Source organism: Nocardia sp. NPDC003726, from assembly GCF_053586955.1.
On record NZ_JBSFNF010000023.1, the window covers coordinates 1 to 12,115 of the forward strand.

A 12,115-nucleotide genomic window follows, 5' to 3' on the forward strand; every position below is an offset into this window, starting at 1 on the left:
GTGTCAATGCCCGCGATCAGGCGTACGCGGTTCGTAGGGGCTGATTGTCGGCTGGGCCGACTATCCGCTCGCTGCCTTCGTCGCCTACGCGGTGGACACGCGCACGCGAGCCGGGCCGCGAACGGCGGATGCTCGGTCTCGCTTCGCTCGAAACCTGTGGTTGCGGTGCGCTGGGCACGTCGGTGTCAATGCCCGCGATCAGGCGTACGCGGTTCGTAGGGGCTGATTGTCGGCTGGGCCGACTATCCGCTCGCTGCCTTCGTCGCCTACGCGGTGGCCACGCGCACGCGAGCCGGGCCGCGAACGGCGGATGCTCGGTCTCGCTTCGCTCGAAAGACTTGGTCGGGGTGAGCTGGGCGCGACAATATGGGATCTGCGGCATTCGAGTGCACCTGCGGTCGAAGATCCACACGGGCGGTGACTTTCCGGGCACGGCGAGCGACACCTATGCGGCGCGCGCGGTGCCCTCGGTCGGCACGGGAGTTCCTTCGTCCGCGGCCGGGCGCGCGTAGCGAGTTCCGAAGCGGATCACCCAGAGGTAGAGCACCACGACGCCGAGCGCGTCGACGGCGCCGAGCCAGGCCAGCACGCCAGGGCGCGAGATGGTCCAGATCGAATCCTGGAAGAACGACAGCACCCACGGCGCCCCGACGAGCATGGTCACCAGCCAGTACCCGGCGATGATCCGCGCGCCGGGCGCCCGGCGCAGCGGCCCGTACACCAGCCACAGCACCGTCGGCAGCAGCCACACCCAGTGATGCGACCACGAGATGGGCGAGACCATCAGCCCGAACAGTTGCACCACGATCAACGTGCCGAGCCGGTCGTCCCGGCCGAGCGCGCGCCAAGCCAGGAACGCCAGCGCCGCGACCACCAGCACGGCCGCGATCCACCACGGGCCCGATTGCACGTCGTAGCCGAGGATCCGGCTCAGCGTGCCGCGCAGCGATTGGTTCCACACCGACCCCACGGGGCCGATCCGGTCGGCGTCGCCGAGCAGTGTGCCGAAATACTGGCGCGCTTCCGCCGGTGCGATCAAGAAACTCAGCCCGACCGTCGCACCGAAGACCACGGCCGACCACACCACCGTCGCCCAGCGCCTGCGCGCGACGAAATACAACCCCGTGATCGCGGGCGTCAGCTTGATGCCCGCGACTATCCCGACCAGTCCGCCGGAGAGCCACCACCGGGAACTGCGCACCGCCAGCATCCCGCCGAGCACCAGGAAGACATTGACCTGGCCGTAATCCATCGTGGTTCGCACCGGCTCCAGCCACAGCCCCAGCGCGGTCCAGCCGACGGTGGCGGCCCGCCAGCGCGGCGTGCGCAAGCGCTGCGCCCCGAACAGCAGTTCCAGACTGATGTGCACCACCGCGTACAGCGCCGCGGCGATGGCCAGCAACCAAGCGACGGCGACCAGGGTGAACGGCAGATAGTGCAACGGGAAGAAGACCACTGCCGCGAAAGGCGGATAGGTGAACGGCAACGGGAAGTCCGGGGTCTTCTCCGCATACGTGAAGTCGTAGAGATGATCGGTCAGCAGCGCGGCCGATCCGCCGACGTAGACGTGCAGGTCGACGAGGTTCATCCCGTTCGGGGACAGCAGCATCCACAGCAGCCGGGCCAGCACGGACAGGCCGAGCACCGACACGGCCCATCGGAGATGACGATTCAAATCGCTGGCTTTCGGCTCGAGTGCGGTGCGTCGGTTCGGCACGCCCGGACTTGGATGTTCTGGCGACAGCGCGGACGGCACCGATTAGATTAACCGCAGCTCGAATCCGGTCGGTTCCCCCCTCGAACCACCGATAACATTTGCATCAACTTTCACACCAGTAACATCAGGGCGCGGTATCTTCTGCTGACACTGTTCGTCCACGGCGGCTTCCGGACCCCGCGGCTGTACACATAGCCGCAATGTCCCTAGAGTGACCCCGGAAACGATGGCTTTTAGCAATCGAACCCTGATGTACCCGAGGTAAGGACGGCCAGACCAGTGCTTCGCACCCGAGGATCGCGGATCGCATTGTCCGCACTCGTCATCGCGGCGAGTGCCACGCTCGCCGCGCCGACGACAGCAATCGCGGCCCCCGCCACCGCCCACGCGGCGGCTACGAACAGCGTTCCCATGGTTCCCGAAGGTGTTCCGGTGGACGCGCTGGCCGCGCTCGCCCCAGCCATCGTCGGCGCCATCGCGGGCCCCGCTGATATCGCGAGCCCCGCGGGCATCGCGGGACCGCAGTCGGCCATCCTCGATCAGGCGCGCAGGCTGCTGGCCACCTTGAACCTTCCCCCGCAGATCAAGTCCACGCTCGAACGGATCATCACCTTCCTGGACGGCAGCGGCGGCGGAGGCCCCGAGGTGCCGCAGGACGGCCCGGTGATCGCCCAGTTCCTGTACCCGAGCATCGGCAAGGGCTGCATCGGCCCGTCCGCCGACTCGGTGGGCACCGCCCTGGCCGTGCCGGGCCCCGCCACGCTGCCTCCGCCCGGCCCGCAGGCGGGTCAGACCGGTTTCGTCTTCACCGCGCTCGGCACCAAGGGGCCGACGCCCGTGCAGGATCCGCCGATGACGGTGCAGTGGCTGAACCTCGACACCCGTCAGTCCGGCGTCCTGCCGCTGACCGACGAGGCCAAGATCAACCCGGACGGCCCCGCCACGCTGTCCGCGATCGCCGACACGGGCAGCGGCCGCGTCGTCGCGGTGGTCTCCGGCTCGCTGACCACCAAGGCCGCTGACGCGGAGGCGCGGACCTGCTCGTTCCTGCCGACGCTCGGATTCTTCACCGTAGGCTGAGCCTCCGGCCGAGGGCGGCGACTCCATCGGGGTCGCCGCCTTCGTCGTTTTCGGGAATTCCGCGAATACCGCTACGGATCTGCCGCACCGCCACACGAGGGGGCGGGACTGTGGTAGACCGCTATCTATGGCGACCACCGATTGCGCGATACCCACGGACTGGTCGAGCCGGCCGGGTCATTCGATCCGCAGCAGGCGCTCGCACCGTTCCATTCTGTCGATCCGCTCGGAGGGGTCGATCCTCTCGATCGGCTCGGCCTATTCGATCCTGTCCATCGGCAGCGTGGGATCGGTGCTGTCGATCGGATCGGTAGGGTCGTTCGGGTCGGCGATCTCCTCGTTCTCTTTCGCCAGCCTCGGTTCCGCGTTCTCCGGCCTGTCCAGGTGGTCGCTGTTCTCGTGGCTCGGCGACCACGAGGCCCCGGACAGCCGCCCTTCCCTGCGGGTGGTCCCCGACGACGAGCCCGACCTGCGCGTCACCCCGATCAGCCACTGCCAGACGTAGCTGTGTTCGTTTTTCCAGCTGTGTTTGTTCGGCCGCGACTGCGTCGCGGCGTGTTCGCGGCTGCTCGGTCTCGCTTCGCTCGAAAGACGTGGTTGCGGTGAGCCGGGCCGTTAGGCACCGATCTCACCATCGGGGTGCACCGTTCCGGGACGCTGGCATGCTGGGCCTCGCAACACGCTCCAAAGGCGTCCATCGGGCAGCCACCGGGAGCCATCTTCGTGGCGCCGCCGGGTAGCCGAACGCGATAGACACCGAGCCGCATTCCTGACCTCTCAGGTCATACAGCTGGGGCGTTAGCCGGGACAAGCGGGCGTGGCCGCTGTACAGAGCGTCGAGCGGTCGGCCCGCCGAAAAGGATGAGGATAGCGATGCGGCGCGTTCTCACCACTGCCCATATTGGGGGGTGAGCACGTTGTTCACATCGATCCCCACCCCGTCGATGGATTGCTTGTCGATCTCGAACTGGTGCAGGTTGGCGGCAGGGTGCACGAAACCTTTCGGCGTGCCCCAGTTGTGCTGCCAGTACCAGGAGCCCAAGCCTGCGGCACTGGCCAGTTCGATGGTCGGGGTGTTCGCGTAGACGCCGGTGTTCTGCGGGCCGAGCACGGACTGCCAGCCCAGCAGGTACGGGGCGATCATGGTGGCGAAGTCGACCGGAGACGGGTTGTCGTCGATGGACGCGTAGATCGGCACGTTGTCCGGGCCGCCGGCGGCGCGGTGCAACGCGAGCCCGCGCTCGGCGTGCCGCTTGCCCGCTTCCAGCCCGCCGCGCCAGTCCGCCGTCGGCCCCTTGCCGAACTGGTAACAGGACACGATCTGCAGACCGGCCGCTTTGAGGTCATCGACCTCCGCTGATCGCAAGGGTTTGCCCGCCATCCATTCGGCGCCGGGCCTGCGATCGGACACGTAGCGGATCACGCCGATATGTCCCGCGTCGCGAATCGCCGCGGCGGAGGGAACACCACCGGCGTAGTCGATGAGAGTGCCGAGCGCCGGCCGAGCGGAGGCGGGAGCCGCGGCGCTCAGGCCCACCACGGCCGCCGCGGCCGCGTAGGCGAACAGATCACGCCGGGATACCGAATTGGAACGCATCGTCGACTCCTTCGCGCAACCCGACATGGATGGCAGCGTGCCCGGCGCACCTTCCCCAAACCACCGCGCGCCGGGAGCCTCGAACGTGAACTCATTTCACCACATTCACATTGGAACCGCTAGACCCAGGAGAATCACATTTCACTTTCGCCACATGGGCTCAGTGCCGCGGCCGGCTCACACGATGCCGTCGATGCGCGCGGCGACATCGATGGTGCGCATCGCTGGGTCGGCCAGTTCTTTGCGGACAACCGCAGCCACCTGGGCCACGACCTGCTTCTTTATCCCGGCGAGCGCGCCGAGGGCGGCGGCGCGGGCGCCGTGGGCGGTGAACTCCATCCGGATGTCGGCCGGGTCCGGCGGCGGCACGTCGATCACCACACGCAAGGGATCGGCGGCGCGGGCGGTGAGCACCAACGGCACCTCGAGGTCGGCGCGATAGCGGTTGGCTTTCAGCACGTCGACCGTGATGTCCAGGCCCACCGGCAACGTCAGGTCGAACGCGACCGGATTTGCCGACCGATCCGCCAGCCGCGGCATCCGCACCTGCCCCCGGACGGTCACGACAGCGCCTGCCCGCGGGCCCGTCCGTAGCGGCCCGACCTCGATCGGCCGGCCCGCCAGCCGTTCCACCACGTCACATACCCGTTCCCGCGTCACGATGCGGGAGAAGAACCGATGCCCGAACTCGTCGTAGCCGATCCAGTCGAACGCGAGCCGGTCCCGATGCGGCGAGCGCTCGCGCGCCACCATGGCCTCGACGTCGAACACCAGTCCCCGGCGGGTCTGCGGATCGGCCAGCATGGCGTTCACCCTGGAGGCGACCTCGCGCTGCACCACACCCGCGATCGGGTCGAGCAGCCATTCCCACGCCGAGTCCACCGCTTGGGCGCGTAGGACGAAGCTGATGTCGCGCTGGGTGATCGGCGGGATGTCGATGACGATGAGCACGGGTTCGGCGGTGCGGGCGTGCAGGATCAGATCGATTTCCACCCTGGCCTCCAGCCGCAGTTTCCGGCCGCCGAGCAGCACCTTCAAGGTGAGCGATACGGGGACGGTCACCTCGAAGGTCACCTTCGGGCCGCTGCGCAGGACGCGCGGGGCGCCGACCTTTCCCTCGGCGACGAAGCCTGCGAGTCCGGCCGGGCCGATCGAGACGGGGCCGATGGTCATGCCGCGGCCCGTCATGCCGGAGATGGCGGACTCGATACGAGCGGCGTTCACGGCGTGCGTGACGAAACGCTCGCCGAACTCGGCGTAATCGATCCAGCCGGGCGCACTGCTCGGTTCGTCGGTCGGATGCATCGCTAGTTCCGCAACCCTCACCTCTCGATGGACACCCGACACGGTACGCGACCGATCTCGTCCCACCCCGGAACGCACTGCTGTGCGCCCGAGATCCCCGTCCTGCCGATGAGGGGGAAGCAGGGCGGGGACCGGCGGCGGCGCTGCCGGGCGCCGCCGCCTCCATCGTAGGACTTTCCGGCACGCCGTTTCACCCGCATATCCGCCGAATCCCGCCAGATGGGGTGATCTTCACAATCGCCCGAAACCGACGACCCCCGCTATGTCGTCCAGCACGAAGCGGTGGATCCGGACCTCGCCGTACTCGTTGCCGCCGATCGTGGTCACCCGGCCGCCATCGGTCCGCAGGACGATGTTGGTGTGCTGCCCGAACGGACTGGACTCCCGGTACAGCAGCACGTCACCGGTCCGCGGGCGATAGCCCGAGCCGACCGGGACGAACCGGCCGACGCTCTCGTAGTACTCCTGCAAGGTGTAGACGCCGGGAATCCGCCAGGAGCCCGAATTCGGATTGGCCAGCGGCGCACCGGCCTCGCGCAGCACCCAGCTGACGAAATCGGCGCACCACGCCTCCTGCGCTCCTTCCGCGTATTTCGGGCCCGCGCCGGGATCGGCGAACTCGCGCTCGGCGACCGCGACGATTCCGGCTTGGGTGGCGTCCAGCGCCGAACGATCCAGCGCGGGGAACTCGGTGAGGCGCTCGCCCGCGATCGCACGGTGGTCGGCTCGGTTCTGCCACCACAGACCACCGGCGATGCCCGCGGCGGCCACACCGAGCACCACCAACGCGAGCGCGATCCACCGCCCCGATCGCGATCCCGGCTGTCGAGTCATGGTTCCCCCGCTTCGTTCGTGTGATGCTGTTGTCCGCCTTATAGATTTCGACGCGCGAAGACGCCGAATGGTTCCCTGCGCCGTCACCGGGTTCGGCGACTGAGCGGACAGCCCGGCCCGGCGGAGCCGAAATCATGGACGGCACCGGGAAAACCACGCTAGTCTCCGGAGAGACCAGCCGATGGGGAGGTACGGCCCTGGACACGCTGTGGACATTCATCGTGCACCGGCGGCACCAGTTGCTGGTCGACTCATACCTGCACGTCTCGGCCGTGGTGCAATCCGTGCTGCTGGCTACGGTGATCTCGGTGCTGATCGCGATCCTGGTCTACCGCAGTCCGTTCGGCTCGTCGGTCGCCTCCGCGCTGGCGGGCGCGGTGCTCACCGTTCCGTCGTTCGCGCTGCTCGGCTTGCTGATCCCGGTGCTCGGCCTCGGTGTCGCGCCGACGATCACCGCGCTGGTGGTGTATGCGCTGCTGCCGATCATGCGAAACACGATCATCGGACTCGCCTCGGTGGACCCGGCCGTGACCGACGCGGCCCGCGGCGTCGGGATGAACCGGCTGCGGGTGCTCGCCCGGATCGAACTGCCGCTGGCCTGGCCCGCGATCCTGGCCGGCATGCGGGTGAGCACCCAGCTGATCATGGGGATTCTCGCCCTCGCCGCGTACGCCAAGGGTCCGGGGCTCGGGAACCTGATCTTCTCCGGACTCGCGCGCCTCGGCAGCCCGAACGCGGTGCCGCAGGCGCTGGTCGGCACGATCCTCGTCGTCGTCCTCGCACTCGTCCTCGACGGGATCTACGTCCTGATCGGACGGCTCACCACCTCCAGGGGAATTCGTGACTGAAACCGAAACCAGTGGCGGCCGCGCGGCATCCGTCGTCTCCGGCGTCGAGATCGTGCTGGACGCGGTGACCAAACACTATTCGGGTCAGCGCGATCCGGCCGTGGATCGCGTCTCGCTGACCATCCCGGCCGGTGAGATCGTGGTGCTGGTCGGACCGTCCGGCTGCGGCAAGACCACCACCATGCGGATGATCAACCGGCTGATCGAGCCCAGTTCCGGCACCATCACGATCGACGGCCGCGACGCGGCCACGATCCAGCCCGACCGGTTGCGACGCGGCATCGGCTATTCGATCCAGCAAGCCGGGCTGTTCCCGCACCTGACCGTCGCGAAGAACGTCGCGACCGTGCCCGGGCTGATCGGGTGGAACCGGCGGCGGGTCGCGGAACGGGTGGACGAGATGCTCGAGTTGGTCGGTCTGGATCCCGGCACCTTCCGCGACCGCTATCCCCGCCAGCTGTCCGGCGGCCAGCAGCAGCGCGTCGGCGTGGCGAGGGCGCTGGCGGCCGACCCGCCCGTGCTGCTGATGGACGAGCCGTTCGGCGCGGTCGATCCGATCACCCGGGGGTTGCTGCAGGACGAGTTGCTGCGGCTGCAAGGCGAACTCGGCAAGACGATCGTCTTCGTCACCCACGATTTCAGCGAGGCGGTCAAGCTCGGCGACCGCATCGCCGTGCTCGGCGACCGTTCCCGGATCCTGCAATACGACACGCCCGCGGCCATCCTGGCCGATCCGGCGGACGAGACGGTCGCCGGTTTCGTCGGTGCGGACGCCTCGCTCAAACAGCTCACCCTGACCCGAGTCGGGAACGTCGATCTCGGCGACTGCCCCACCGCCACCGAAGAGGATCCCGTCGGCGAGTTGCGCGCGGCGCTCGCGGACCGTGACTGGCCGTGGGCGCTGGTGCTGGACGCACAGGGCAGGCCACGCCGCTGGGTGTCGGCGGACCAATTGGCCCATGCCGATTCGCTGCGCGACCTCGGAACGGCGGTGCCGCAGACGTTGTCGCTGAGATCGACCCTTCAGGACGCCCTGGAAGCCTTGTTGACCCATCAGAGCGCGACCGCGGTGGTGACCGGTGCGCACGGCGAGTACGCGGGGCTGATCACCATCGACACCCTGGTCGGCCACCTGTCGGCCTTGCGCGCCGAGCACGGAGCAGGCCGTGCCGCGACGGACGGCGCGGCATGACCACCGCCGCGTCGCCCGCCGCCCAGCGCAGGGCCGAGCGTATCCGGTTGGTCGTGCAGCCGCTGGTCGTCCTCCTGCTCACCGCGGGCGTGCTGGTGTGGGCGTTCGCCCGCGACCTCACCGTCACCCAGCAGGCGAGCCTGAACGCAGGCAACGTCGCGACCGTCACCTGGCAGCATGTCCGGATCACCGGGACGGTCGTGCTGATCGTCGTCGCGGTGGCCGTTCCGCTCGGAACCTTGCTCACCAGGCCGGGATTCCGCCGTCTGACACCGTTTTTCGTCGGTATCGCGAATATCGGCGCCGCCGCACCGGCCATCGGCCTGATCGTGCTGTTCTACCTGGTCACCCGCACCACCGGCTTCTGGATCGGCGTGGCGCCGATCGCGTTCTATTCGTTGCTCCCGGTGCTGCGCAACACCATCTTGGGCTATCAGCAGGTGGACCGGACGCTCATCGATGCGGGGCGCGGCCAGGGCATGTCGGCCGTCACCGTGTTGCGCCGCATCGAATTCCCGCTCGCGGTGCCCTACATCCTCGCCGGGCTGCGCACCTCCCTGGTGCTCGCGGTCGGCACCGCGACGCTGTCGTTCCTGGTGAGCGCGGGCGGCCTCGGCATTCTGATCGACACCGGCTACAAGCTGCGCGACAACGTCACCCTGGTGGTCGGCGCGGTGCTCGCGGTGGCGCTGGCGCTGCTGGTGGACTGGCTCGGCGCGCTCGCCGAAGCGTTCCTGGGGCCGAGGGGGCTGAAATGATCCGGGCGTGGCGCGCGCTGGCCCTCGGGGTGGGTGTGGCGTTGGTGGCGGCCTGCGGACTGCAATCCGGCAGTTCGGTGCCGCTGCCGGTGGGTCCCGGCAGCATCCGGCCCGTTCCGGAATTGGACGGTGTGCAGGTCACGGTGGGGTCCAAGGATTTCACCGAGCAGAACATCCTCGGTTATCTGATCGAGTTCGCGCTGACGGCGGCGGGCGCGCAGGTGCGCGACCTGACCAATATCCAGGGCTCCAACAGCGTGCGCGACGCCCAGCTGCACGGGCAGATCGACCTCGCCTACGACTACACCGGCACCGGGTGGATCAACTACCTCGGCAACGAGACACCGGTGCCGGACGAAATCGGCCAGTTCGAGGCGGTACGCGACGCCGACCTCGCCGCGCACGGCATGCTCTGGACGGCGCTCGCGCCGATGAACAACACCTACGCGCTGGTCATGAGCGCGCGCACCGCCCAGGAGACCGGTGTGCGCACGCTGTCGGACTACGCGAGGCTGGCCGCCGCCGATCCGGCGGCCGCGGCCATCTGCGTCGGCACCGAGTTCAACGTCCGCCAGGACGGATTTCCCGGGCTGGCCCGCAAATACGAGATCGACACGAGCAAGGTGCGCAAGCAGATCGTGCAGGACGCGGTGGTCTACCAGGCGACCGCCGACGGCGGGCAGTGCCGATTCGGCTCGGTCGCCGCCACCGACGGACGCATTCCGGCGCTGAATCTCGTTCTGCTGCAAGATGATCGTGGGTTCTTCCCGAAGTACAACGCGGCGCTCGTGCTGCGCGAGAGTTTCGCCGCGGCGCATCCACAGGTGATCGCGGTGATGACGCCGATCTCGCAGCGCCTCACCAACGAGGCCATCACCGAGCTCAACCGTCAGGTGGACGTGGAAGGACGCGAGCCCGCGGAGGTCGCCAGGGACTGGATGGTCGCCCAAGGGTTCGTCACCGCGCGCTGAGTCGACGCCTGCGGAGCGCCGCCTTGCCGGTCGGACAGACGCTTCGATGACGCCCACCCGCTGCATCGCCCGCGGGGCCCGGTCGGCGAGCCCCGCGTCGGGCCGGGCGCTCAGCGCGGATCGCGGCCCAGGTAGCGCAGCAGTTCTCCGACGGCTCCATCGGCCGAACCGTCGACGATCGCGGCGTAAGCCCCCCACTGGCGCAGCGGCTCGATGATCTCGGCCGTCTCGCCGCTGCCGGGCGCGGGATGACCCGCCCGCGCGGCGGTGAGCAGGTGTGCGGCGAGTTCGTCGGTCAACGGCGACGGCTGGCCGGTCGCGATCGCGACGTCCCAGGCGTGGACCGCGGCATCCAGCGCGCACATGACCGCGGCGACCGGGGTGGCGAGCGCGCCGTGCGGCAGCGGCGTCGGCACGGTCTCGGCGGCGTCGTCGACCGTGGTCCAGGCGAAGGCGGTCTGCTCGACCGCCGTACGCACCAGGTCGGCGGGGGCGCCGTCGATCATGCCGGACGGCGCGAACGGGTTGTACGCCGGTCCGTTGCCGATGCCCAGGGACGCCGCGTAGGCCAGCTGGTCGCCGGCGGCGTGCTGCACGACCTGCGTCACATCCCAGTCGGAGCACGGGGTGGGCAGGTGCCACTGATCCGCTCGCACTCCGGCGACGACGCTTTCCAGCGCGCGGTGGGAATCGGCGAGCACGTCCCGCCAAACGGGGAGCAGAGTCGCGGTGGCGGTGGCGTTCATCTCGGAGCCTTTCGGTCGTTCTCGCTGATGACACCAGCCTATTCGGACATTAGGCTACTTTTATTCCTAATAACCCAGGAGGGCGAAAGTGGCGTCGACCACACCGCGTCTGCTGCGGTTGCTCGCGCTGCTGCAGGACCGCACGTACACCGGCCGGGAGCTGGCCGAGCGCCTCGGCGTCACCGATCGGACGCTGCGGCAAGACATTCAGCGGCTGCGGGAGCTCGGCTACCCGGTGCATGCCGGGCGCGGCGCGATCGGCGGCTACCGGCTCGGCCGCGGCGCGACCATGCCGCCCCTGCTGCTGGACGACGACGAAGCGGTGGCCGTCGCGGTCGCGGTCGGCCTCGCCGAGGACGGCTCCACCGGCATCGCGGACATCGCCGAGCACGTCACGAAGGCGCTGGGCAAACTGGACCAGATCCTGCCGAAACGATTGCAGCGCAAGGTGTCCGCGCTGCGCGACGCCACGGCCATCGGCCCGGCCACGACGGGATCGCGCGAGCCGGACGCACCGGTACCCGCGGCGGTGCTCACCACCCTCGCCGCAGCCATTCGCGACGGCGCGACCATCCGTATCTCCGAAGCCGAGGCCGCGTCCTGCGCCGAGATCGAGCCGTACCGGCTGATCAACTGGCAGCGCCGCTGGTACCTGGTGGCCTACAGCCTGGAGGACCACTCCTGGCGTGCGATCCCGGTCGCTCGCGTGCTGCGCGCGGAGACGAGTTCACGCCGCTTCGCCGCGCGTGCGCTTCCCGACGGCGACTTGGTCGCCTTCGTCATGCGCCACATCGCCACCACGGGGTGGCGGGTGCGGGCCGAGGTCACCGTGCTCGCGCCCGCCGAGACGGTCATCGCCAGGATCAATCCCGCCGTCGGCGTGGTCGAGCCGGTGGACCAGGACACCTGCGTGCTCTACACGGGCGCGGACGCGCTGGAGACGATCGCCATCTACCTGTCCATGCTGATGATGGACTTCCGCGTCGACGGCCCGCCGGAACTCGTCGCCCACATCCGCACCCTTGGCCGCCGGTACACCGAGGCCGTCGCCGACGTGTGAACCGAGC

12 protein-coding genes are annotated in these 12,115 nt (G+C 69.0%); 7 read left to right on the forward strand and 5 right to left on the reverse strand.

The features are described from left to right. Positions 1-445: 445 nt before the first annotated feature. Positions 446-1,744 carry a mannosyltransferase gene (locus ACWDMM_RS25810; RefSeq protein ID WP_397071405.1) on the reverse strand — a complete coding sequence of 433 codons (1,299 nt, stop codon included), beginning with the start codon at positions 1,742-1,744 and terminating at the stop codon, positions 446-448. Between the two features lie 252 nt (positions 1,745-1,996). Between ACWDMM_RS25810 and ACWDMM_RS25815 the strand changes: the two genes are divergently transcribed. Both ACWDMM_RS25815 and ACWDMM_RS25820 read left to right on the forward strand, forming a co-directional pair. Further along, positions 1,997-2,797, forward strand: a complete 801-nt coding sequence (locus ACWDMM_RS25815; protein ID WP_195082606.1) for an Rv1157c family protein — start codon at positions 1,997-1,999, stop codon at positions 2,795-2,797. Positions 2,798-2,924: 127 nt separating this feature from the next. Further along, positions 2,925-3,302 carry a hypothetical protein gene (locus ACWDMM_RS25820; protein ID WP_195082605.1) on the forward strand — a complete coding sequence of 126 codons (378 nt, stop codon included), beginning with the start codon at positions 2,925-2,927 and terminating at the stop codon, positions 3,300-3,302. 381 nt (positions 3,303-3,683) lie between these two features. Here ACWDMM_RS25820 and ACWDMM_RS25825 read toward each other — a convergent pair whose 3' ends face one another. The 3 genes from ACWDMM_RS25825 to ACWDMM_RS25835 form a co-directional block, all read right to left on the reverse strand. Next, complete coding sequence (locus ACWDMM_RS25825) at positions 3,684-4,394, reverse strand: DUF1906 domain-containing protein (protein ID WP_195082604.1); 711 nt, start codon at positions 4,392-4,394, stop codon at positions 3,684-3,686. A gap of 177 nt (positions 4,395-4,571) precedes the next feature. Further along, positions 4,572-5,699, reverse strand: a complete 1,128-nt coding sequence (locus ACWDMM_RS25830; protein ID WP_195082603.1) for a hypothetical protein — start codon at positions 5,697-5,699, stop codon at positions 4,572-4,574. A gap of 231 nt (positions 5,700-5,930) precedes the next feature. Further along, a complete protein-coding gene (locus tag ACWDMM_RS25835; RefSeq protein ID WP_357110737.1) occupies positions 5,931-6,533 on the reverse strand; it encodes a CHAP domain-containing protein in 603 nt (200 codons plus the stop codon). A gap of 197 nt (positions 6,534-6,730) precedes the next feature. Here ACWDMM_RS25835 and ACWDMM_RS25840 point away from each other — a divergent pair, with 197 nt between their 5' ends. Genes ACWDMM_RS25840 through ACWDMM_RS25855 form a run of 4 tightly spaced genes read left to right on the forward strand, consistent with a single transcriptional unit; the run spans position 6,731 to position 10,302 of the window. Then, on the forward strand, positions 6,731-7,381 hold the full coding sequence (locus ACWDMM_RS25840; protein WP_195082662.1) for an ABC transporter permease: 651 nt from the start codon (positions 6,731-6,733) through the stop codon (positions 7,379-7,381). Next, positions 7,374-8,573, forward strand: coding sequence for an ABC transporter ATP-binding protein (locus ACWDMM_RS25845; RefSeq protein ID WP_449939940.1), 1,200 nt, complete (start codon positions 7,374-7,376; stop codon positions 8,571-8,573). The genes ACWDMM_RS25840 and ACWDMM_RS25845 overlap by 8 nt, the downstream gene beginning before the upstream one ends. Continuing rightward, a complete protein-coding gene (locus tag ACWDMM_RS25850; protein ID WP_195082600.1) occupies positions 8,570-9,331 on the forward strand; it encodes an ABC transporter permease in 762 nt (253 codons plus the stop codon). The genes ACWDMM_RS25845 and ACWDMM_RS25850 overlap by 4 nt, the downstream gene beginning before the upstream one ends. Continuing rightward, positions 9,328-10,302, forward strand: coding sequence for a glycine betaine ABC transporter substrate-binding protein (locus tag ACWDMM_RS25855; protein ID WP_195082599.1), 975 nt, complete (start codon positions 9,328-9,330; stop codon positions 10,300-10,302). Before ACWDMM_RS25850 ends, ACWDMM_RS25855 begins: the two co-directional genes overlap by 4 nt. A 110-nt stretch (positions 10,303-10,412) precedes the next feature. On the opposite strand, the gene ACWDMM_RS25860 is transcribed toward ACWDMM_RS25855, so the two are convergent. Then, a complete protein-coding gene (locus ACWDMM_RS25860) occupies positions 10,413-11,048 on the reverse strand; it encodes a TIGR03086 family metal-binding protein (RefSeq protein WP_357208313.1) in 636 nt (211 codons plus the stop codon). A gap of 88 nt (positions 11,049-11,136) precedes the next feature. On the opposite strand from ACWDMM_RS25860, the gene ACWDMM_RS25865 reads away from it, so the two are divergent. Beyond that, positions 11,137-12,108, forward strand: coding sequence for a helix-turn-helix transcriptional regulator (locus tag ACWDMM_RS25865; protein ID WP_357208310.1), 972 nt, complete (start codon positions 11,137-11,139; stop codon positions 12,106-12,108). Positions 12,109-12,115: the final 7 nt, after the last annotated feature.

Coding starts and splice junctions, on each gene's coding strand:
- ACWDMM_RS25820 (WP_195082605.1), top strand. CDS start 2,925: ATGGCGACCACCGATTGCGCGATACCCACGGACTGGTCGAGCCGGCCG.
- ACWDMM_RS25825 (WP_195082604.1), bottom strand. CDS start 4,394: ATGCGTTCCAATTCGGTATCCCGGCGTGATCTGTTCGCCTACGCGGCC.
- ACWDMM_RS25830 (WP_195082603.1), bottom strand. CDS start 5,699: ATGCATCCGACCGACGAACCGAGCAGTGCGCCCGGCTGGATCGATTAC.
- ACWDMM_RS25835 (WP_357110737.1), bottom strand. CDS start 6,533: ATGACTCGACAGCCGGGATCGCGATCGGGGCGGTGGATCGCGCTCGCG.
- ACWDMM_RS25850 (WP_195082600.1), top strand. CDS start 8,570: ATGACCACCGCCGCGTCGCCCGCCGCCCAGCGCAGGGCCGAGCGTATC.
- ACWDMM_RS25855 (WP_195082599.1), top strand. CDS start 9,328: ATGATCCGGGCGTGGCGCGCGCTGGCCCTCGGGGTGGGTGTGGCGTTG.
- ACWDMM_RS25860 (WP_357208313.1), bottom strand. CDS start 11,048: ATGAACGCCACCGCCACCGCGACTCTGCTCCCCGTTTGGCGGGACGTG.